Origin of the sequence: Richelia sinica FACHB-800 (genome assembly GCF_014698825.1) — a bacterium.
Lineage (GTDB): Bacteria > Cyanobacteriota > Cyanobacteriia > Cyanobacteriales > Nostocaceae > FACHB-800.
On sequence record NZ_JACJTT010000022.1, the window covers coordinates 26,542 to 47,025 of the forward strand.

Annotated in this window: 18 protein-coding genes; 6 read left to right on the forward strand and 12 right to left on the reverse strand. The window is 40.0% G+C overall.

From position 1 onward, the window contains the following. Positions 1-718: 718 nt before the first annotated feature. On the reverse strand, positions 719-2,017 hold the full coding sequence (gene hemL / locus H6G73_RS15390; protein WP_190605974.1) for a glutamate-1-semialdehyde 2,1-aminomutase: 1,299 nt from the start codon (positions 2,015-2,017) through the stop codon (positions 719-721). Positions 2,018-2,323: 306 nt separating this feature from the next. Here hemL and hisIE point away from each other — a divergent pair, with 306 nt between their 5' ends. Continuing rightward, a complete protein-coding gene (gene hisIE, locus H6G73_RS15395) occupies positions 2,324-2,974 on the forward strand; it encodes a bifunctional phosphoribosyl-AMP cyclohydrolase/phosphoribosyl-ATP diphosphatase HisIE (protein ID WP_190605976.1) in 651 nt (216 codons plus the stop codon). A 691-nt stretch (positions 2,975-3,665) separates the two neighbouring features. After that, positions 3,666-3,863, forward strand: coding sequence for a DUF2811 domain-containing protein (locus tag H6G73_RS15400; RefSeq protein WP_017317257.1), 198 nt, complete (start codon positions 3,666-3,668; stop codon positions 3,861-3,863). A 198-nt stretch (positions 3,864-4,061) separates the two neighbouring features. On the opposite strand, the gene H6G73_RS15405 is transcribed toward H6G73_RS15400, so the two are convergent. Next, on the reverse strand, positions 4,062-4,781 hold the full coding sequence (locus H6G73_RS15405) for a response regulator transcription factor (RefSeq protein WP_190605978.1): 720 nt from the start codon (positions 4,779-4,781) through the stop codon (positions 4,062-4,064). Positions 4,782-5,090: 309 nt separating this feature from the next. Between H6G73_RS15405 and H6G73_RS15410 the strand changes: the two genes are divergently transcribed. After that, positions 5,091-5,282 carry a hypothetical protein gene (locus H6G73_RS15410; RefSeq protein ID WP_190605980.1) on the forward strand — a complete coding sequence of 64 codons (192 nt, stop codon included), beginning with the start codon at positions 5,091-5,093 and terminating at the stop codon, positions 5,280-5,282. Between the two features lie 150 nt (positions 5,283-5,432). Next, the gene (locus tag H6G73_RS15415; protein ID WP_190605982.1) at positions 5,433-6,059 is read left to right on the forward strand and encodes a CPP1-like family protein; all 627 of its coding nucleotides are present in this window, start codon (positions 5,433-5,435) and stop codon (positions 6,057-6,059) included. A gap of 43 nt (positions 6,060-6,102) precedes the next feature. Here the strand turns inward: H6G73_RS15415 and H6G73_RS15420 are convergent, their stop codons facing one another. From H6G73_RS15420 to kdpA, 9 genes are all read right to left on the reverse strand, one after another. Next, positions 6,103-6,783 carry an HAD family hydrolase gene (locus tag H6G73_RS15420; protein WP_190605984.1) on the reverse strand — a complete coding sequence of 227 codons (681 nt, stop codon included), beginning with the start codon at positions 6,781-6,783 and terminating at the stop codon, positions 6,103-6,105. 320 nt (positions 6,784-7,103) lie between these two features. Continuing rightward, positions 7,104-8,168 (reverse strand): 4-hydroxyphenylpyruvate dioxygenase, encoded by a 1,065-nt coding sequence (hppD, locus tag H6G73_RS15425; protein WP_190606072.1) that lies wholly within the window; start codon positions 8,166-8,168, stop codon positions 7,104-7,106. A 96-nt stretch (positions 8,169-8,264) separates the two neighbouring features. After that, positions 8,265-8,969, reverse strand: coding sequence for an SDR family oxidoreductase (locus H6G73_RS15430; RefSeq protein ID WP_190605986.1), 705 nt, complete (start codon positions 8,967-8,969; stop codon positions 8,265-8,267). Positions 8,970-9,033: 64 nt separating this feature from the next. Continuing rightward, a complete protein-coding gene (locus H6G73_RS15435) occupies positions 9,034-10,401 on the reverse strand; it encodes an NYN domain-containing protein (RefSeq protein WP_190605988.1) in 1,368 nt (455 codons plus the stop codon). A gap of 469 nt (positions 10,402-10,870) precedes the next feature. Beyond that, complete coding sequence (locus H6G73_RS15440; protein ID WP_199317746.1) at positions 10,871-11,986, reverse strand: universal stress protein; 1,116 nt, start codon at positions 11,984-11,986, stop codon at positions 10,871-10,873. Between the two features lie 101 nt (positions 11,987-12,087). Beyond that, on the reverse strand, positions 12,088-12,687 hold the full coding sequence (gene kdpC / locus H6G73_RS15445; RefSeq protein ID WP_190605992.1) for a K(+)-transporting ATPase subunit C: 600 nt from the start codon (positions 12,685-12,687) through the stop codon (positions 12,088-12,090). Positions 12,688-12,712: 25 nt separating this feature from the next. Beyond that, positions 12,713-12,946, reverse strand: a complete 234-nt coding sequence (locus H6G73_RS15450) for a potassium-transporting ATPase subunit F (protein ID WP_190605994.1) — start codon at positions 12,944-12,946, stop codon at positions 12,713-12,715. Positions 12,947-13,330: 384 nt separating this feature from the next. Further along, positions 13,331-15,430 carry a potassium-transporting ATPase subunit KdpB gene (kdpB, locus tag H6G73_RS15455; protein ID WP_190605996.1) on the reverse strand — a complete coding sequence of 700 codons (2,100 nt, stop codon included), beginning with the start codon at positions 15,428-15,430 and terminating at the stop codon, positions 13,331-13,333. 95 nt (positions 15,431-15,525) lie between these two features. Next, positions 15,526-17,211, reverse strand: coding sequence for a potassium-transporting ATPase subunit KdpA (kdpA, locus tag H6G73_RS15460; RefSeq protein WP_190605998.1), 1,686 nt, complete (start codon positions 17,209-17,211; stop codon positions 15,526-15,528). A gap of 209 nt (positions 17,212-17,420) precedes the next feature. On the opposite strand from kdpA, the gene H6G73_RS15465 reads away from it, so the two are divergent. Together H6G73_RS15465 and H6G73_RS15470 are read left to right on the forward strand one after the other, a co-directional pair. After that, entirely contained in the window at positions 17,421-17,558 is a 138-nt protein-coding gene (locus tag H6G73_RS15465) for a hypothetical protein (protein WP_206756235.1), read from the forward strand. Further along, on the forward strand, positions 17,555-18,892 hold the full coding sequence (locus tag H6G73_RS15470; RefSeq protein WP_190606002.1) for an MATE family efflux transporter: 1,338 nt from the start codon (positions 17,555-17,557) through the stop codon (positions 18,890-18,892). Before H6G73_RS15465 ends, H6G73_RS15470 begins: the two co-directional genes overlap by 4 nt. 74 nt (positions 18,893-18,966) lie before the next feature. On the opposite strand, the gene H6G73_RS15475 is transcribed toward H6G73_RS15470, so the two are convergent. Then, complete coding sequence (locus tag H6G73_RS15475; RefSeq protein ID WP_242034214.1) at positions 18,967-20,337, reverse strand: FAD-dependent oxidoreductase; 1,371 nt, start codon at positions 20,335-20,337, stop codon at positions 18,967-18,969. Positions 20,338-20,484 lie beyond the last annotated feature (147 nt).

Genomic DNA, 20,484 nt, shown 5'->3' on the forward strand with positions numbered 1-20,484 from the left:
ATTAAAAAAACTAAGCAGGATAAACTCTTTTAATTTTACTATTATCACACGAAAATCTGGCAATAATGGTTACAAAAAAAAATCGGTACTGAATCCTGTCTGGAGTAGTTTTACAGAAAATAGACTTATATGTAATTTTACGTAAATTGACCATTTGCTCTGGAGTAAATATGAAATTTTTACAGCAATTGCTTTACAGCTAATTCACATTTAGGTAAAAAGCAAGACAGATAATCACTAACCAAGAATAAAAAATAGTAAATAATTGTATCTATTTTAGCCTAAGTAAAGGAGATCAAAAAGATGGAAAAGTGCAACTATTTCCTAATTTTCCTGATTATTCTCAATTTAGTGAATTTATCTTGTGGCTCTTGGTTAAATACTATGAGTAAATTTACGAGGGGTTAAACACCTCACCCTGAAAGCCTTAGTTTTGCGTTGTTTTATCTCCTGAAAATTACACCAATCTCTCAGTCAATGCAGTACATATCGGAAAATGACAAATCTTTGAAGAATAGCCATTATTACTGCTGTTATGTACCTGGCAAAGATGAATTTTGCTGTTATAACTTACTGACAACAGAGGCTATGAAGCCCCAGGAGTTAAATTAGGGATGATGGGTTAGACCCCCCATAAACTTACTAAGAGGATGTTGAAAAAAGCCTAAGGTTTGCAAACTTGAAGTATTCCCTCAAGCTGATTCAATACCCCAGACCTTTATAGACTAGATAAAACTTCTCGCGCAGCAGCCAAAGTCTGCTCGATATCCTCGTCTGTATGTTCTAAAGAAGTAAATCCAGCCTCGAATTGAGATGGCGCAAGGTAAATACCTCTCTCTAACATACCCCGATGGAAACGACCAAATTTAGCTGTGTCAGACTTTTTCGCATCTTCGTAGTTATGAACTGGCCCAGATGTGAAAAATAAACCAAACATGGCACTGATAGAACCGCCACAAGCTGCATGACCAGTTTCTTGAGCAATTTGTAGTAAACCATCAGCTAGTTTCTTGGTAATCCGCTCTAGGTACTCATAAGTACCAGGCTTTCTCAATAGTTCTAGAGTCTTAATCCCTGCTGTCATAGCCAGAGGATTACCAGAAAGTGTCCCTGCTTGATAAACAGGGCCGGCTGGGGCAATCATGGACATAATATCACGGCGACCACCATAGGCACCCACTGGTAAGCCACCACCAATTACTTTACCCATGGTAGTTAAATCAGGGGTAATGCCAAATTTCTCTTGAGCACCACCGTAAGCGATGCGGAAACCTGTCATGACTTCATCAAATACCAGTAATGCTCCATGTTCATGGGTTAATTCCCGCAAACCTTCCAAGAAGCCAGCATCAGGAGGAATAAAACCAGCATTACCAACTACTGGTTCAAGAATCACACCTGCAATTTCGCCACGATTAGCCTCAAATAAGGCTTTGACTGCTTCTAGGTCATTGTAGGGAGCGGTTAAGGTACTGCTAGTGGCAGATTTAGGTACGCCAGGGGAGTCAGGTAAACCAAGTGTTGCTACCCCGGAACCAGCTTTAACGAGGAACATATCAGCATGACCGTGATAGCAGCCTTCAAACTTGATGATTTTTTCACGCTGAGTAAAAGCTCGCATCAACCGTAATACAGCCATACAAGCTTCTGTTCCAGAGTTGACAAATCTCACCATTTCTATACTGGGAACAGCATCAATCACCATTTCTGCTAAAACGTTTTCCAGAACGCAAGGTGCACCAAAGCTGGTGCCTTTTTCTAAAGCTTCATGGAGTGCGCTGATCACTTCAGGATGAGCATGACCACAAATGGCTGGGCCCCAAGTTCCCACATAGTCAATGTATTTATTTCCGTCTACATCCCAAATATAAGCACCTTTAACGCGGTCAAAAACTATCGGTTGACCACCAACAGATTTAAAAGCACGAACTGGAGAGCTAACGCCTCCAGGCATGAGATTTTGAGCGGCAGCAAAGATTTCTTGTGATTTTGTGGTTTTAATTGTGGTATTTACCAAGGTTGCCTCCGAACACTGGAAATGAAACAAAAGCTCTCTATCTTAGGATAGGGTTAAACAATGCTGAGAATTTCTATCGTATAAAATTAGCTGAAAGAAAAAAATAACGATATGTGTATAGTTGAGGACGGATGAGGGTTCTCAGAGAAAACTAGCATTTTTGCTAACCCACCATCAAAAAACATTTTTGTCACTCTTCCATCTTGGGGTCGTGAGGTAGAAGGTGAATGAGGATTTCAATTGCTATAGGCGGAATGTTATGGTGAATCCATTAATCTTCAATTAATTACAGCAAATTAGGTCAATATGTCTTCTCCCACACGGCGCTCATTGGTATCTGCCATCCCAACTGAGAAAATTCGCTACGATGACAGGGGTTTAGTACCGGCAATAGTTCAAGATTATTTGGACGGAACGGTGTTGATGATGGCGTGGATGAATCAGGAGTCGTTACAAAAGACTTTGGAAACTGGCGAAACTTGGTTTTGGAGTCGTTCCCGACAGGAGTTTTGGCACAAGGGAGCCACATCTGGGCACATTCAGAGAGTAGAGAGTATTCGCTATGACTGTGATAGTGATGCTTTGCTAATTGGTGTGGAACAAATAGGAGATATTGCTTGCCATACTGGGGAGCGGAGTTGTTTCCATCAAGTAGACGGTACGATTACACCTCCGCCGGCGGATACTTTATCACAGGTGTTTCAAGTGATATGCGATCGCCGTGACCACCCAAATGAAAGTTCTTACACCTGTAAATTGCTGGCTGGTGGTGACAACAAAATTTTGAAAAAAATCGGCGAAGAAAGCGCGGAAGTCGTGATGGCCTGTAAAGATGATGATACTGAGGCGATCGCTGGAGAAGTAGCAGACCTGTTTTATCACACTCTGGTAGCTTTAGCCCATCATCAAGTGGATATTAAGGCTGTTTATCGCAAACTACAAGAACGCCGTAGATAAACCTTGTTTAGTCATACCCAGGGTGTGTAAGCCTCGCGAACCACCCTCTGTCACCATATCTCAAGTTACCTGCTGCTTATATGTCAGCAAATATTCATATTTTTGTAATTCTTATTATTAGCTCTGCTTTTCCTCATTCATTCCACAGAGTTTCCACAGGACTTATGACTATTTTCCACAAAGGTTATACGTTCTCATCGGCTCTTGCTGACTTCCTGGGGATTTTGTTATTACCCCATCGCTGAACTTTGGTAACTGAGTTTTATTTAAGTTTTGTAACAGAAAATATATTTAAACCCTATTGATTTCGTGGAATTTTATTTTGTCACTGCTAATTTTTAACATTTCGCAGCATTGACAAACCCACCCCCTCATAGCGCACAATGATTCGGCTCACCTTTTTTTAGTTTGCTCAACTGTTGGTAAACACCACAGTCGAGAGTGATTTAATTGACCATGATCAGTACCAAACATCTCTGGCTTCTAGCTGAGGATAAATTGAGTGACTGAGTAAAAAAGAAAAAGCTCTTGATATTTGATTCTGTGTTTCCCTATGGGGTATAACTCAGCACTTAATAACTTGCAACGAGGGTGTAGGTTGTGGAAATTCCCCACATCCCATACCCTGCACCCTGAATTAATTGTTAATCCCAGCAAATTTTCGTGATTGACCTGCTCAAAGGAAAATCTTATGAACGCAACAGTTAGCATCTTTACAGAAATACCTGAAACACTTCATGAATCCCTCAAAAACTACCTAGAAACTCATCCAGATTGGGATCAAAACCGTGTTTTGACGGCTGCCCTCTCCTTGTTTCTACTCCAAAATGGAGATAGCGATCGCCGTGCGGCCCGTGTTTATCTAGAAACTTTGTTTCATCATTGCTAAATATCAACTGGATTCTCAACAATGAATCCAGCTATTATTCAAATCAATCCATATAAATTTTGGTCGCAATTCCCTTATCCTGACAGCATCATACTGAATAGGAGAAGAATTGCGACCTGAAGATAAAGAGAAAGAGTTTATCTTTTTTAGTCAGTATCTGATTTTCAGTGACGAGTCAGGGAAAACATAACTCTAAAATTAGGAGTTCAGTTCGCTTTGCTGAGGATACGTAGGACATTCAAACTTGTATCCCACGCCACGTACAGTTTGAATTAATGCGGGTTGACTGGCATCGGCTTCTATCTTTTTGCGAATTTGACCAATGTGAACGTCTACAACCCGCTGATCACCAACATATTCATAATCCCACACCTCTTGAATCAGTTCAGCGCGTCGCCAAACTCGACCTGGATGACTAGCCAAAAAATGCAACAAGTCAAATTCCAGTGCAGTCAAGGGTACTGGCTGATTATTGAGTGTGACTTCTCGCCGTACTGGATCAATCATTAACTTCTCAAAAATGAGACGTTTTTGTTCAGCGGTCGTTACCACCCTCTGTCGCCTTAAAATTGCTGCAACTCTCACTTCAAGTTCACCTAAACCAAAAGGTTTGGTCAGATAGTCATCAGCGCCTTTAGAAAAACCACGAATTTTATCAGCTTCATCTGTACGACTAGTCAGCATCAGCACGAAAACACCGTTCCGGCTTTGCATCTCTTGACAGAGGTTAAAACCGATGACATCTGGTAAATTCACATCTAGAATCACCAATTCGGGGTTAAATTGCTCAAATAGAGCAAGGGCTGTTTTACCATCTTCCGCAGCTTCCACTTGATAGTTCTGTTTCAGCAAAAAGCGTTGGATTAAATTCCGAACCGCAGGGTCATCATCAACTACAAGAATCTTGGCAGGAGCCATGACCATCACTTTTTACAAAAGTTCATTGGATTAATAGGATGGATTGCGTGAAAACGCAGGTTCCATTGAGGCAGTAATTAAAGAGTTTACAGGGCTAATGTATGATTATCCTGAATATTCAACTAAAACTGTAATCATAATTTGGGCCGGTGTAAGTGGGCATATTTTGGTGTCCAAGACTTACACTTGGTATTGATTGAGACCATAAGCAATAGTGATATTGTTAAGGTGTACTGGTGGCAGTTATGGAGTAGATGGCACTTTAAGGCTTTTCAATTTTAAATCGAAATGCAAATATATACCATAACGATGGGTAATCCTGAGGAAACAACGAGAGCTAATGGAGCAATAGTTGATTTTGTCAAGAAAAAGTTTTATTTACTAGGAAAATTTAGCTTTTCATTATTCCCAACTTTAAATTTTAAAGTAAAAGCCTCACTTATTGAACAACCTGAGGGATACACGGAGTGGGGTCAATATGTTAAAGTGACTATAAGTTAAAATTCCCAGGTTGATCAAACTAACCCATGCTACTATCCTGGTAGAGGCTCAAAGTCGGTTGAGACTTTTGTTTCGATCACTATAGACCACTAAGTTCTTTTTCCTTCAATACACGACTGCGGCTGACCGAGGCTAAAGTAATAAATTCCCATGAGCGATCAAAATCCCTACGAAAAACTTGGGGTATCAGAAGATGCTAGCTTTGACGAAATTCAAGAAGCTCGCAATCGCCTGTTAGAGCAACATAGTGGTGATGGCAAGGTTCTAGAAACGATAGAAGCAGCTTATGATGCGATTCTAATGGAACGCTTACGGATGCGCCAGGAAGGCAAAATCAAAGTCCCTGAACGTATTCGATTTCCAGAGTTGCGTGTGCAATCTCCGACCAGAGAAAGTACAATTCCTCGTGAGCAATCACCAGCATGGCTACAGCGCATGTTGGATAAACCAACAGTAGCAGATGTACTTTTACCAGCTATTTGGTATCTGGGTCTGAGTGCTATCAGTGTGTTTTACCGCTCACAGGGAGATCAGGTTTTGCAGCTGACATTGGTGGTTGGGGTAGGAACTAGTATTTTCTTTCTCAATCGCAAAGAAGGTAAATTTGGTCGAGCAGTTTTGTTTACCTTGGCTAGTTTAATTACAGGCTTAATTGCTGGGGGGCTGATTGCTGGTTGGATATTACCGCAAATTAGTTTTATGACTTTGACGGCCAATCAGTTTTCGACTGTATTAACTTTCGTTTTAATGTGGTTAATTAGTAGTTTTCTCCGTTAGGTAATAGGTAATGGGAGTTTTGGACTGCCCATTACCTATGTTGTTATTGGCTGAGAATGAAATCGACAGCTTGGGTGAGGTTTTGTAAAATTAAGTTGGGTTGGTAAAATTCCAACTGTTGGCGATCGCGTATTCCTGATTCCACCCCAATCACAGGAACATTGTTTTTTTTAGCAGCGGTAATATCAGCTTCTGTATCTCCTACCATCCATGTATTAGCTACTGGAGGTAGTTCTTTTAAAGCTCTGGACATCAATAAAGGTTTGTCTTCGATATCGCGGGTTTTGACATAATCATTACTGAGACAGTAACGACGGTTTTCTGGGAAAAATTGACCTAAATCGTATTTATTGAAAGCATAGTCTAATTCTCGCACTCGGCGCATAGTCATCACAGCTAAATCAATACCTGCGGCTTTTACCTTTTTCAGTGCGTCTAAAGCACCAGGGACAAGGATGTCATACTGAAAATAGGGTTCTGTATGCACAGTTTGTTTGCGAAGTAGAGAGAATTGTTGTGCTTGTTCTATATCTAACCCTGATTTTAAGGCTATATCTTTTTCCGGTGTATGCGATCGCTTGAGTTGCCAAAATTCTGCCTTAGAAAGTTCTGTCACCACTTGGTGAGGATATCGAGTTTTTTCTAAGCACAACAGATAAACACTATAGTACCGTTCGGAAACGTCCATGATTGGGCCGTCAAAATCAGTGATCAGTCTCAGCATTAGTAGATAATCTTAATTTTTTTTAACATTATCAGAAAAATGGGTTTAAAACTCCGTGTTTATAGGACGTATTTATGTATTTTGTATTGCCTAATGATGCAATTTAGCAAATATAAGCAAAAGTACACGTAAAACAATCTAACAATTATCACAAATCTATAAATAATATATGATTATAAACATTTAAGAGGTAGGGGCGGGTTTACCGATATTATTTGTGGAAAGATGCAAATCTCTGTGAACCCGCCCCTACAGCAATTTCGTCATCCAATCTAACGACTTGGTAGCCTATGTTCGCGAAGGGTATAGATTTAGGAGTTTCAATCCCGATAACCACTGATAAAACCGCGTTTAATTTGTTCTTGTTCAATGGCTGCGAATAATGCACGGAAATTGCCTTCCCCAAAGCCTTGTGCTTGAGAACGGCGTTCGATAAATTCAAAGAAAAAGGTAGGCTGTGGGAAAATCGGCTTGGTAAAGATTTGTAGGAGGACAGCATCTAGTGGGCCGTTGTCTTGCCAATCTACTAGAATTTGTTGTTGAGCGATCGCTGCTAATTCGGAAAGTGAGAGGGGTAATTGGGGACGTTGTAATAATTGCGAGTAGTATGTCTGGGGGACTTGAAGAAAGGATAAATTAGCTGCACGCAATCGAGCGATCGCATCAATAATATTAGAAGTACCCAATGCAATATGCTGAATTCCTGGGCCCCGATTAGCTTCTAAAAACTCCTGAATTTGCGAATTCCCAGAAGTTGGTTCATTGATTGGTAATTGCACACTACCATTAGCAGCAATCATTACCTGACTATGTAACCCAGATATGTCTGTTTGGATTTTAAAAGTTTGTTGTGGTTGAAAATCCAGAACATTTTCATACCAACTCACGGCCCCTTGTAAATCCCCAGCCTCTACATTCAAAACTAAATGGTCTAGACCTGTAAATAAATAGTTACCCCTTGATGAATTTGGAGTATTTATCACCCTTCTTTCTATCAAAGTATGGGTTAAACTACCCCAAGCAGCAATTTGAGCATACCTAAATCCAGGCGCATCCTGTATAGGTCGCACAACCTTGACACCATGGCGTTCTACCTTTGCTATCATTTCCCCCACATTATCCACACCAAAGGCAATATCTGCTACCCCTGGAGGATGGTGCGACAAAAATTCAGCCACTGGACTAGTAGCTAACAACGGTGAAGACAGTAAAAAGTAGATACTGCCACTTTTTACCACTTCCGTTATGGTGTGACAAGATTTATTTGCCACATTCAGGCTAGGAAAAATCCGATTAACTACCTTTTCAAAGCCCAGATAGCTAACAAACCAATCCCGCCACCTTTGGGCATTATCTACATAGAAGTGAACGTGATCAATTTGCATCATAACTCAGGAAAATCCAGCGCAATAGGTCATACATTCGTAAATTTTGCCCCTTTTGCTAAATTTCCACTTATTTCCTAAGCAAGAATTTCACAACTAGAAAAATAGATGACTATCCGGTTGGATATTAATTTCCATAGGTACTGCTTGGGGTTCCATAGATAAAGCATAGAAAATTGCATTAGCCGCAGTTTGACAACTAAGCATTTTTTTTCGGTCTACTTTTAAACTCACATTGTCCCAAAATGGAGAATCAACACCACCAAAATAGAATAAAGTAAACTTGACACCAAATCGTTTCAGTTCTTCCGCCATACATTTACTAAAGCCTACAACCCCAAACTTAGCAGCAGAATAAGCAGAAGCCATGGCCATGGAATGTTTACCTAAAACACCCACAACATTACAAATATGTCCACTCTTACGCTTTTGCATCTCTTCAGCTGCTACCTGAGTTGTATAAAAACTGCCTTTCAAATTCACATCCAACATTTTATCTAAATCAGCTGGTTCGATATTGTTATAAGGTTTGAGGATACCCACGCCAGCGGCATTTACTAAAACATCTATTTGCCCAAACTGATCCACAGTTTTTCTCATCAATGCTTTGACTTGTTCTAGTTGTGTAATATCTGTGGGAACTGTTAATACTTCCCCTGATAAATCATCAGCTAATGCTGCTAAACGCTCACCATCTCGCGCTGCTAATACTAATTTTGCTCCCACACTGGTTAGTTGCCTAGTTAAACTTGAACCTATTCCACCAGTGGCACCGACAACAACAATTACTTTATTCCGCATTACCCTATTTATATTTTTTTAACAAACTATATTTATCATACTATCTGAACTAAGTCATCGCTATTTAGCGTAAGCCAACCTTCCACCCTATTTCCGTTTGCTTCAGTTTAAAGGAATGACAAGATTGTAAAAACTTGGGGAAATTACCATTGATTTGTAGCTGTTTGATTTGCACGGTGATAGCTTTATTGTATTGACTCTTAAATTTTGTAGCGACAATTCCCACATCTATATAGCCATCTATATCTAATTGATTACAATTTTCTATGATCTGCTTGATAGAATTTTCTAAAGCTATGGCTGAATCGATTTTTAAATCATAAACTTTTTCTGAGGAAATTTTTGCTGGTTCGTTATCATTTTTATGAAGTGGTTGATGATCAAATACTGTGACATAAAATTCTGAGGAATCATCGGTCTTGTGGAGAACAAAATCTTCAGGATAATTAGCAAAAATATCTTTGGGCTTTTTCCCTGGTAAATGAGCAGCAATTACTTGACTCATGTTGATTTTGTGTTTGGCATTGAGTAGTTGAAATACTTTGGAAACTTTAATCCATTGACTACCTGTTGATTGTCTTTCTAATTCAACTAAGGATTTTAAAATAGGAACTAATGAGGCTAAATCAGGGATATGTTTCAGACTATAGGTTGTAGTTTTACCAGTAGAACTATTAAATAGATTAATATGATCACCTTGCTGACTTACTTGATAGACTATCAAGCCATGTTGTTGTAAGTGGTTGCAAAGATTGGTCATCACTTTATCTGAAGAACAGACAAAAACTTCTTTTGCTTTTGGATATCGTTCATGAATAGAAGAACCAAAAGCAATCATTTTGCCATCAGCATTATCTTTTCCCGCAGGAACATGAATTAAATCATAGCCACGTTCATGTAATTCTACGTCTAATTTGCCGCGAATCGACCAATTAGCAAAAGCGATTTTGACTTGAATTGGACAAGTACAAATAGTAGCCAAAAACTTCTCGGTACTCAGATTCAGATTTAAATTTTCTGCGTCTAATAAGATAACAGCAATTCCTAATGAATTTGATTTTGATGATGAATTAATTGTTGCTTCATGGGGAATATTTAGTTGATGAATATGAGGGTTTAATAGATTAATTTTTGATATTAAATCAGTAATGATTTGCGAATTAGTAGATTTTTCTAAGAAGATGGCGTTCAGAGATAATTGGATTTTTTGTATTAATTCATCCCAACTTTTTGTTTGAGATAGTAAAGAGACAAATTTATTAATTAAAGCAGATTGATTGCCTGGTAGATGCCATTGAATAGTTCGATATTTTTCTAGTAATAGGTCTGGATGATGTTTTTGAATTTCAACAATTGTGTGACAAATATAAGTAGCGATGTTTTTTAACTGAGCAGTATCATAAGCGGGCTGTAAACCATCGTTGTTCGGCATAGCGCAAACACAAAAGTAGGGCATTTCAGCAATAATTACCGTCAATTACGGCAATTTACTCATTTTATATCTATTTCAGAGGTGGACTAGGCAAGAGGTAATAGGCAACAGCAGCTAGAATCCTTGTGATGTCAAGAGTTTAAAGAAAAGATACACAACATTTTTTATTTACAGTCTCAACCATCTCGTCTCATTGCTGGTCAGTTTCATAGATTTCACTATTTTTCCTTCTCATTTCTCCAATGATTGCCTTAATTTCCCATGGGAAAATCACATTCTCGAAATTGAATTAGAAATCTATTTTTGATATATGACAATGTTATTCCGGTACAGAGAAGAAATTGGCAACTTATTCAAGGTGCTCAACTTGATACCAATATTCAAGGGTCAGCACCAGGAGGTAGTTCAATGATTAATACCTCTAAAGTTGCATCCCACTCAAAGTGTTGCTAATAGTCGATTGGTTGTCTTATCGTGACTTTGATGAAGAAGTTTTCTCGGTCGCAATAATGTGTAAGTCGATATTTTTGAGTAATGATACTAATTGTTGAGTCAAAGACCCCTTGAATATAATTTGCCACCGCGATCGCTGACTTTCACCTATAACTATCTGAGTAATGTGATATTTTTCCGCTACTTCGGCAATAGCTTTGGGAATTTGACTGCTAGTGACCCGTACAAAAGTCCCTTCAAATTCCTTGCATAACTTCTCACAGGTGTCGATGTGCAGACTTTCTTCTTTGGTGAGAAACCGTTCTGGATGGGCTACAAATAGTACATAGAGAGGAGCATTCATGTAACCAGCTAATCTTGCCCCCCGACGTAATAATTGTACTGAATTCGGGTAAGTAGAGACACAAACTAAAACCCGTTCATGGATACTACAAAATTGTCCTTTGGGAGTGGATGCGATCGCTTCTTCTTCTACGTTATCTGCTACTTCCCGTAAGGCCAATTCTCGCAAAGCAATTAAATTGCGACGCTGAAAAAAGTTGTCTAAAGATTGTTGGATTTTTTGCGGTGCATAAATTTTCCCTTCCAATAACCTTTCCTGGAGAGTTTCTGGTGTCACATCTACCACCACAACTTCGTCTGCTTCCTCTAGAATCCGGTCGGGGACTCTTTCCCGCACCACCACACCAGTGATTCTTGCGACCACATCATTGAGACTTTCCAAATGCTGGACATTCATGGTGGAGTAGACATCAATTCCCGCAGCGAGAATCACTTCTACATCTTCATAGCGTTTTTCTCTGGAGGAACCAGGAACATTGGTATGGGCCAGTTCATCGATTAACACTAATTGGGGCGATCGCTTAATAATTGCCTCAGTATCCATTTCCCGCAGCATCAGCTTTTCACGTGAGATTTGCTGTGTGGGTACAACTTCCAATCCTTGCGCTTTATCCCCCGTTTCCTTACGTCCGTGGGTCTCTAACAACCCAATCACGACATCAATTCCTTCATGTTTCAGCGCATGACCTTCTTCTAGCATTCTGTAGGTTTTTCCTACTCCTGGGGCCATACCAATAAAAATTTTGTGCTTTCCCCGTTTACCCGTATAGATAGAAGCATTCATCATCATCTCCGGTAGTTGTTGATCTCCAAGATGATCATGATTGAATATTTCGCTTTCTCTAATCATCGCCCAATTGTTGGATTTGATAACATTATTACTATGAATAATTAATTTTGCTCTTGGTTAATTTCTTGTAAATCCAGAGCATAATTTAATCGCAAAATATTCACTCCTGGTTCCCCAAAAATCCACAAAAATCGTCCCTCTGTATATTTATTAATTAAGGGAATAATCTCATCTTCCTTAATACCCCGCGCTTGGGCTACTTTTGATAACTGTTGTCGAGCAGCTTTTAAAGAAATGTGTGGATCTAAACCAGAACCAGAAGCATAAATTAAATCAGGAACTAGTTGTAAGCCATCATCTTGCATTTGAGTTGCTGTCTCCATAATCCGGTTCATTAACTCAGGACTAGTGGGAGCAAGGTTACTACCTCCAGAAATTCCTGTGGGTCTAGCTTTTCTTCCTTGACTATATTTGACCGCACTGGGGCGACTATGAAAGTATTTGTCTGATGTAAAAGATTGACCAATTAAAGCCGAACCAATGGGTTGATTATCTACATTATAAACAACGCTGCCATTAGCCGGAAATGATAACGCTGCCTGACCAACTCCTAAAATGAAAATAGGATAGATAATTGCTGTAATTAACCACAATATTAATGTCATCCGCAGGGCGCGGAGTATTTCTCGAATAATTCTCATATGCCAATTTTAATTAGGGACTTTATTAAAACTTTTCTGGTTGAAAAATGACGTAAAATAAATAAATTACCACTGCAAAGACAATAAAGCCTAAAACTCCAATTGCCCAAGCAGAGCGACGCTCTAAAACTCCACCCCCACTAGCATAAACGACTTGAGCAACGCATAAATTCAAGCACATAGTAATGAAAATAGCCAGAGGTATGCGTTGTCTAATTCCTTGGGTAAATAGCCATTTGCAGAAATCAATAACATCCATTGGTAGTATTTTGTGAATAAATCAATGCGGTTGATTATGAAATTAAGGAATAGGAAATAGGGCAGTTATACCAATTCTCCAAAAGCACCCAACACATTGGGTAAACCCCTCCCCAATCCTCCCCGCTTGCGGGGAGGGTGCGCGATAGCTTGGGTGGGGTAATCATCTTTTGCCAACATTTTTCGATTTGGTATTAGAGGTTGTTGTCAAAGTATTGCTGTTAACACATTTTTTGAAACTTTCTCCCTTCATTCCTAAGAAACGTAAGTTTTAAAGCCTCTCCCCTACAACGAGAGAGGTTTAAGGAGTGTTTAGTATCTTAATGACTTTCCCCCATTATCTAAAAGAATCAACTATTAGTTATTTCACCTATCACCTGCCATACTAAGCTAACCCCACAGCAGTAATCACCATATCCAGGAATTTAATGGCTAGAAATGGGGCAATTACTCCACCCAAACCATAAATAAAGATATTCCGTTGTAGTAATTGATTAGCAGTTAAAGGTCGAAAGCGTACACCTTTTAATGCCAAGGGAATTAAAACTGGAATAATGATAGCGTTGTAAATTAAAGCAGCCAGCACAGCGGAATTTACACTGGTTAACTGCATAATATTCAAGCTGCCCAGGTTGGCAGAGGCAAAGATAACCGGAATAATAGCAAAATATTTAGCGATATCATTAGCAATGGAAAATGTGGTTAATGCACCACGGGTAATCAGCAGTTGTTTACCAATACTGACAATATCAATTAATTTGGTAGGGTCAGAGTCTAAGTCCACCATATTAGCAGCTTCTTTAGCGGCTTGAGTCCCTGTGTTCATTGCCACACCCACGTTAGCTTGGGCTAAAGCTGGGGCATCATTGGTACCATCCCCAGTCATGGCCACTAATTTACCTTCTGCTTGTTCCCGTTGAATGACGCTGATTTTATCTTCTGGTGTGGCTTCGGCAATAAATTCGTCAACACCAGCTTCTTTGGCAATAACCGCAGCTGTAATTCTGTTATCTCCAGTCAACATGACTGTCCGCACACCCATGCGTCGCAGTTGGTCAAATCGTTCCCGAATTCCGGGTTTAACAATATCTTTGAGATAAATCACACCAAAAATTTCATTATCCAGGCATACAGCTAAGGGTGTACCTCCTTGTTGGGAGACTTTTTCGTAAGCTTCGTCTAGTTCTGGGGTATTGCGACCATTGCGAGAACGAACAAAACCTTTAATGGCCCCTACTGCACCTTTCCGCACTTCATGACCACCAGGTAAGTTAGTACCACTCATGCGAGTTTTGGCAGAAAATTCCACTCCTTGGGCTTTTTTGCGGTCTAAATCAAATTTTGCACCTAACTTTTCTGCCAAGCGGACAATGGACTTACCTTCTGGGGTATCGTCAAAAATACTAGCTGCTAAAGCAACGTTGGCAATTTCTGCCCTGGTGTGTCCATTAATGGGAATAAATGATTCTGCCAAGCGGTTCCCCAAGGTGATAGTGCCAGTTTTATCTAAAACTAAAGTATTGACATCTCCGCAGGCTTCCACTGCCCTACCAGAGGTAGCAATGACGTTAAATTGTGCCACTCTGTCCATCCCCGCAATGCCAATGGCACTAAGTAAACCACCGATGGTAGTGGGAATGAGGGCTACTAATAAAGCCACTAGCACAGGTACAGTCACAGGACTGTTGACATAATAGGCAAAAGCAGGCAGAGTCCCTACCACAAACAAAAACACTAAACTGAGAACTGCCAATAAAACCGTTAAAGCCACTTCATTGGGGGTTTTATTTCGTTCCGCACCTTCCACTAAGGCAATCATCCGGTCAATAAAGCCGCGACCGGGGTCAGCAGTGATGCGAACGATGAGTTCGTCGGAGATGATGCGAGTTCCCCCGGTGACGGAACTGGCAACATCAGAACCCGATTCTTTCAACACTGGGGCTGACTCACCGGTAATAGCTGATTCATCGACGGAAGCCACACCCATAATTACTTCCCCATCCGCAGGGATGATATCACCAGCTACCACATAGACCGTATCACCTTGGGTGAGGGTGGTGGATGGAACTTCGGTGACGCTACCGTCGTTGGAGAGTTTTTTGGCGATGGTTTCTGTTTTGCTGGATCTCAAGGCATCAGCTTGGGCTTTTCCCCGTCCTTCGGCCACTGCTTCGGCAAAGTTGGCAAATAAGACGGTGAAAAAGAGGATGACTGTCAACAAGCCATTGAAGAGTTGGGGATTTTTTTGATTGACTGGGCCAAATAGTTGGGGGTCAATGGTGACAGCGAGGGTAATGATTGTTCCTAACCACACCAGAAACATCACCGGATTTTTAATGGCATATTTAGGGCTTAACTTGACAAAGGCATCTCTAATAGCCCGGAAGTAGAGTCCTTTGGTGCGGACTCGTGCTTGTTTATGTTTTTGACGGCGATCGCTTGGACGGGGTGGTTTTCCTTTTGGGGTAGTTGCCACTTGATTCATTTTAGTTGGGTGAGAAGGGGCACAAACGTTGAAGATTGAAGATTTTGGACTAAATCAATCTAAAATCCAAAATCTTGTGGACAAAGAACAAGTAACTAACTTCCAGAGGCTAATTTTAAACCTTCAGCAATGGGGCCTAAAGCCAGTACAGGGAAGAAAGTCAACACTCCTAAAATCAGGGTGACACCAGCAGTAATACTGGTAAAAATCAGGGAATCCGTTCTTAACGTCCCACGGGTTTCAGGAACTTGTTGCTTGTGAGACATACTATCAGCCAAAAGGACGATAGAGATAATCGGTACGTAACGCCCTACTAAAATACTTATACTGCTACTGATGTTCCACCACAGGGTATTATCGTTCAACCCCTCTAAGCCAGATCCATTGTTAGCGGCTGCGGAAGCATATTCATAGACGACCTGGGATATGCCATGAAAGCCTGGGTTACTAATGCCTGATAGGGAAATGGGGTAGGCTAAGGCAATGGCACTGGGAATCAAAACCACAATGGGGTGAATCAGCAAGACGATACTGGCTAGAACAATTTCCCGTTTTTCAATTTTCCGTCCTAAAAATTCTGGGGTTCTTCCCACCATCAGTCCAGTGACAAACACCGTGAGAATCAAGTAGATGAAAAGATAGGCTGTGCCTGTTCCCTGTCCACCCCAGACAATTTGTAGAAACATATTAAATAAAGTGGAAAAGATGCCTTGGGGCATGAGGGAGTCGTGCATTCCGTTGACTGCACCGCACATAGTAGCGGTGGTAATCACTGCCCACAAGGAGGTCAGCGCCCAACCAAATCGCTCTTCTTTCCCTTCTAAATTGGGCATTTCTATGGCCAAATTGTTGTTAACGATGGGGTTCCCTTGCAATTCACCAGAGGCTGTAATCCAGACGAGAATCACGAAGATAATAAACACCATCCAAAACAATAACCATGTTTGTTTGAGGTTATTGGCAAATACACCATAGGTGTAAATTAAGGATGAGGGAATACAAATCATGGCGATAGTTTCTATCAAGTTAGAAGCGCCATTGGGATTTTCAAAGGGATGGGCTGAGTTGGCACCAAAAAAACCACCACCGTTTTCTCCCAACATTTTGATGATTTCAAAGGAAGCAACGGGGCCTCTAGGGATATACTGGGTTCCTCCCTCTAGGGTCTGCACGACTAATGTACCGGCTAAAGTTTGGGGGACACCTAAAGCCAACAGAGCGATCGCCCCAATTACAGAAATGGGTAATAATATCCTAGTAATGGCGCGAGTCACATCAACGTAAAAATTCCCTAGCTTTCTTCCCGTTAAGCCGCGAATAAAGGCAATTCCTACTGCTAAACCAGTTGCAGCGGAGGTAAACATTAAAAAGCCTAAGGCTGCGGTTTGGCTAAAATAGCTAAAAGAATTTTCGCCCAGGTAATGTTGTTGGTCGGTATTCGTAAGAAAAGAAATAGTTGTATGTAGTAATAAATCCCATTTGATAGTCACTAAGCCATTGGGATTCCCCGGCAGAAATTTTTGATAGTAAAGTAAGGCATAGACAATTATGCCCATGACTAGGTTACTGGATATCACGGCACGGATATACTGCCAACCAGTCATATCTTCTTGTTTCCCTACTCCCCCCAAAACGTAGATAGTTCTTTCCACCGGGTTCATAATTGGGTCGAGGATGGTTCTCTCTCCCAAGAAGATATTCGCCATATACTTACCCAATCTGGGCGTTATGGCAACAACGATACATAGTATTAACGCAATTTGTAAAAAACCCTGTCCCATGTAGTTCCCACTCTCTTAAATTTAATTTCCTACCACTCATGGTGTAGAAATAACACATTAATTACTGGTAAATTTTATTTTTGGCAATGGGGTGATGATGGTATAGCTAATGTAGTTTTACCCGTCCATTGTTTGCTTGCACATGATCGGTTACTGCTATAGATTGTTCTAATTTACACATTTCTCAAGATTGAGACGATGATATTTTGATGGCAGTATTACCAATTGTTGTACCAATTCTAGATGAGGTTGTGCCAGATAAATTTGGTGGAGATATAACACCGTCAGGTCTTTTGCACAACAAAATCAGAGAATTTTTAGCCAAAAAAACTCAAAAATTACAGTGATATCTCAACATAAAAGAACTATTGGTATTGAAGTTTTACGTTTAGCATTACCTTTGGTTGGTCAATCAATACTGGAAACCTTAATTGTTTTGGTTGATCGAATCATGCTAGGTCACTACAGTACCGCAGCACTGGCATCAATGCGAATTAGCGGTAGTTCTTTTTGGTGTCTGTATAGTATTCTCTCCGCTGTTGCTGTGGGGACTATAGCCTTAGTAGGAAGGGCTGTTGGTAGTGGGAATAAGTCTTTAGCTGGGGCTACTGCCCGGAGTAGTTTACTATTTACATTGGTGATAGGAATTGCCGCTTCCGTTCTCTGTTTACTGAATCTATCAGGGATAATTGGCTTATTTCCTATTAGTGATCCCAGCGTCATCCAAGGTGCTGATGAATATCTGCAAATTATTTTAGCAGCACTACCACTAATGCTGTTATCAATAGTTGCTGCTGCCATTCTCCAAGCGGCAGGGGATACTCGTACACCTTTTTTCATATCTTTATTTGCCAATGCCATTAACGTTGTTATCGACTACATACTGATTTTTGGTCATTATGGGGCACCAGAATTAGGGGTGAGAGGTGCAGCAATTGGTAGTGTAGCAGCAATGGCTATTAATACCACCGTACTGATTTTGATTCTCAGTCGAGACCAAGGTGCAATTAGTTGGCGTGGATATGGTGGAGAATGGGACGCACTGGGGCGAGTATTGCGAGTATCCTTACCGGCATTAGGCGATCGCTTGTTTCGGAGTTTGGGTTATCTTGGTTTTACATTTATGATTGCATCCTTGGGTAGTGTGGCCATGGCTGCCCACGAAGCAATTTTAGGTGTGGAAGAAATCTGTTACCTGGCAGCAGAAGGTTTTGGTACAGCTGCGGCTGCCAATGTCGCCCAAAAACTTGGTGCAAAACAATTGAAATCAGCTACTTGGAGTGCAGTTGCAGCTACTATCTTTGCAGTCATCCTACAGGGAATAGGTAGTTTAGCTTTTATCTTGATCCCATCCCAATTGTTAAGTATTTTATCCCCTGACCCACAAATTATTGCCACAGGTATTCCTTGTCTTTATATTGCAGCTATAGCACAACCATTTATGGCTATTAGTATAGTTTTAGAACAGGCATTACGGGGAGCAGGGGCAACTAAAATAGCTTTTTTCGTCTCTCTCGCCGGTTGGTTAATTGTGCGTCTCATAGCTACCTATACATTTGTGATGGGATTCAATTTAGGATTAGTAGGTGTATGGTTAGGTTCTACTTGTGATTGGTTTGTTCGTGCAGTTGTATTGTTGATAGTTTTTAAACAAGGTAAATGGCGAGAAACAATTGTTTAATATTTATAGCAGGTAACGGATGACAGTGCTAAAAGCCTTTGTTTATTTCAGTTTTAGCTGTAGTTAATATCCTATTATTCACCTGAGTTTGATTGCTTGTTATTTTCTACATTTGCATAAAATTTGATATTGCTTGCTTTGACTTTAGATATCCAGTTTTGGTAATAATCCAAAATTTCTTTATAGGATAAATTATCTTGAAATACTGCTTCAAATATCGGGGGTAGACAACGCTGAGGAAAAATGTTGTGTAGAAGTTTTGTCCAAGTATTGAGAAGAAGAAACTCAAAAAATAATTTTTTAGAAACAGGAAAAGAATAATCACTTAATTCTCTTACAGCCATCCCATCAGGGTGACGACGTAGACTATAGTTTTCCAAAGCAATGGCTAAATTATCACCATATTCATCTAATAATTGATTAAAAATAAACACATCTTCTAATGCTGAATTACATCCTTGTCCGATAGAAGGGGAAACAGCATGAGCCGCATCACCAAGGAGTAAAACGCTATCTTGGTAATGGTAACGGTTACAGCGCACGGTTAAAACCCTGGATATTGGTCTTTTTAAAAATTCTTCCGCCTCCGAAACTGGCATTAATTTACTAATTTCTGGAAAATTATCTCGAAAAAAAGTTAATACTTCATCAACAGTAGTCAATTTGGCAATGGGATTGTTGGCATAGGGAAAAAGAATTACACCACTCATAGCCCCATCTAGTTGATATAGCATGAGAACAGATATACCGCCTGTCAATCTCCAAGTATGAATTTTATTTTTTTCTAAATTCACATCTGGTATGGGGTCAGGCTTGGGTAGAAAGATGGATTTATAAGCATTGAGAACGTAATTTTGTTCAAATTCAAAATCAGGTGTATTGCTCAAATATTCTCTGACAACAGAACGCGCGCCATCAGCGCCAATTAGTAGGTCATAATCAATGGTAAATTCTGCTTCTACCTCTGTATTTACAGATGTTGATATTTTTTGCAACTTAGCTTTTTTAGCAGCAAAATCAACAGCTATTAATTGAGTATTAAAATGAATATTAATGTGCTGATTATGAGTTTCCAATAACTTTTCTAATAAAACTGTAGCTAAATGAGTCCTATCTAAAGTAACAAGAGGTTTTTGACGATTGGTTACTTTAGTTTTCCCATTTTTTTGGTGAATAATAGTTCCTACTTTTTCGATACTCACTGCTTTGACTGCTGTTACTAGTCCAGGAATTTGGGCTATAGGACTCATTCCTCGGTCACCTAAGGAAATAGGGAAACTCCGCACTTTGGAAAAAGCAATATTCCGGGGATCACTGCGACGTTCATAAATGTCAATTTGGTATTGATCATTCCGACGTAACAGGTAATGAGCTAGTAGAACTCCACTAGGCCCAGCACCGATAATGGCAACTTTTTTCATAGAATTGGTATTAAAATTACTCATACTAAAACCTAATTCAATATATATAGCAGAAGTTGGAACTATATTTATATATGTAAATAAATGTGTTTCCTGAAATTATTTTTGAAGGATAGCATCAATGTTAATTTATATGACAGAATTTTGAATATGAATGGATGAAATTAAGAG

Excerpts from the sequence above, each read along its gene's own strand:
- hisIE (WP_190605976.1), top strand. The coding sequence starts at position 2,324 with ATGTCTTCTCCCACACGGCGCTCATTGGTATCTGCCATCCCAACTGAG.
- H6G73_RS15400 (WP_017317257.1), top strand. The coding sequence starts at position 3,666 with ATGAACGCAACAGTTAGCATCTTTACAGAAATACCTGAAACACTTCAT.
- H6G73_RS15405 (WP_190605978.1), bottom strand. The coding sequence starts at position 4,781 with ATGGCTCCTGCCAAGATTCTTGTAGTTGATGATGACCCTGCGGTTCGG.
- H6G73_RS15410 (WP_190605980.1), top strand. The coding sequence starts at position 5,091 with ATGGGTAATCCTGAGGAAACAACGAGAGCTAATGGAGCAATAGTTGAT.
- H6G73_RS15415 (WP_190605982.1), top strand. The coding sequence starts at position 5,433 with ATGAGCGATCAAAATCCCTACGAAAAACTTGGGGTATCAGAAGATGCT.
- H6G73_RS15420 (WP_190605984.1), bottom strand. The coding sequence starts at position 6,783 with ATGCTGAGACTGATCACTGATTTTGACGGCCCAATCATGGACGTTTCC.
- hppD (WP_190606072.1), bottom strand. The coding sequence starts at position 8,168 with ATGCAAATTGATCACGTTCACTTCTATGTAGATAATGCCCAAAGGTGG.
- H6G73_RS15430 (WP_190605986.1), bottom strand. The coding sequence starts at position 8,969 with ATGCGGAATAAAGTAATTGTTGTTGTCGGTGCCACTGGTGGAATAGGT.
- H6G73_RS15435 (WP_190605988.1), bottom strand. The coding sequence starts at position 10,401 with ATGCCGAACAACGATGGTTTACAGCCCGCTTATGATACTGCTCAGTTA.
- H6G73_RS15440 (WP_199317746.1), bottom strand. The coding sequence starts at position 11,986 with ATGATGATGAATGCTTCTATCTATACGGGTAAACGGGGAAAGCACAAA.
- kdpC (WP_190605992.1), bottom strand. The coding sequence starts at position 12,687 with ATGAGAATTATTCGAGAAATACTCCGCGCCCTGCGGATGACATTAATA.
- H6G73_RS15450 (WP_190605994.1), bottom strand. The coding sequence starts at position 12,946 with ATGGATGTTATTGATTTCTGCAAATGGCTATTTACCCAAGGAATTAGA.
- kdpB (WP_190605996.1), bottom strand. The coding sequence starts at position 15,430 with ATGAATCAAGTGGCAACTACCCCAAAAGGAAAACCACCCCGTCCAAGC.
- kdpA (WP_190605998.1), bottom strand. The coding sequence starts at position 17,211 with ATGGGACAGGGTTTTTTACAAATTGCGTTAATACTATGTATCGTTGTT.
- H6G73_RS15465 (WP_206756235.1), top strand. The coding sequence starts at position 17,421 with ATGGCAGTATTACCAATTGTTGTACCAATTCTAGATGAGGTTGTGCCA.
- H6G73_RS15475 (WP_242034214.1), bottom strand. The coding sequence starts at position 20,337 with ATGAGTAATTTTAATACCAATTCTATGAAAAAAGTTGCCATTATCGGT.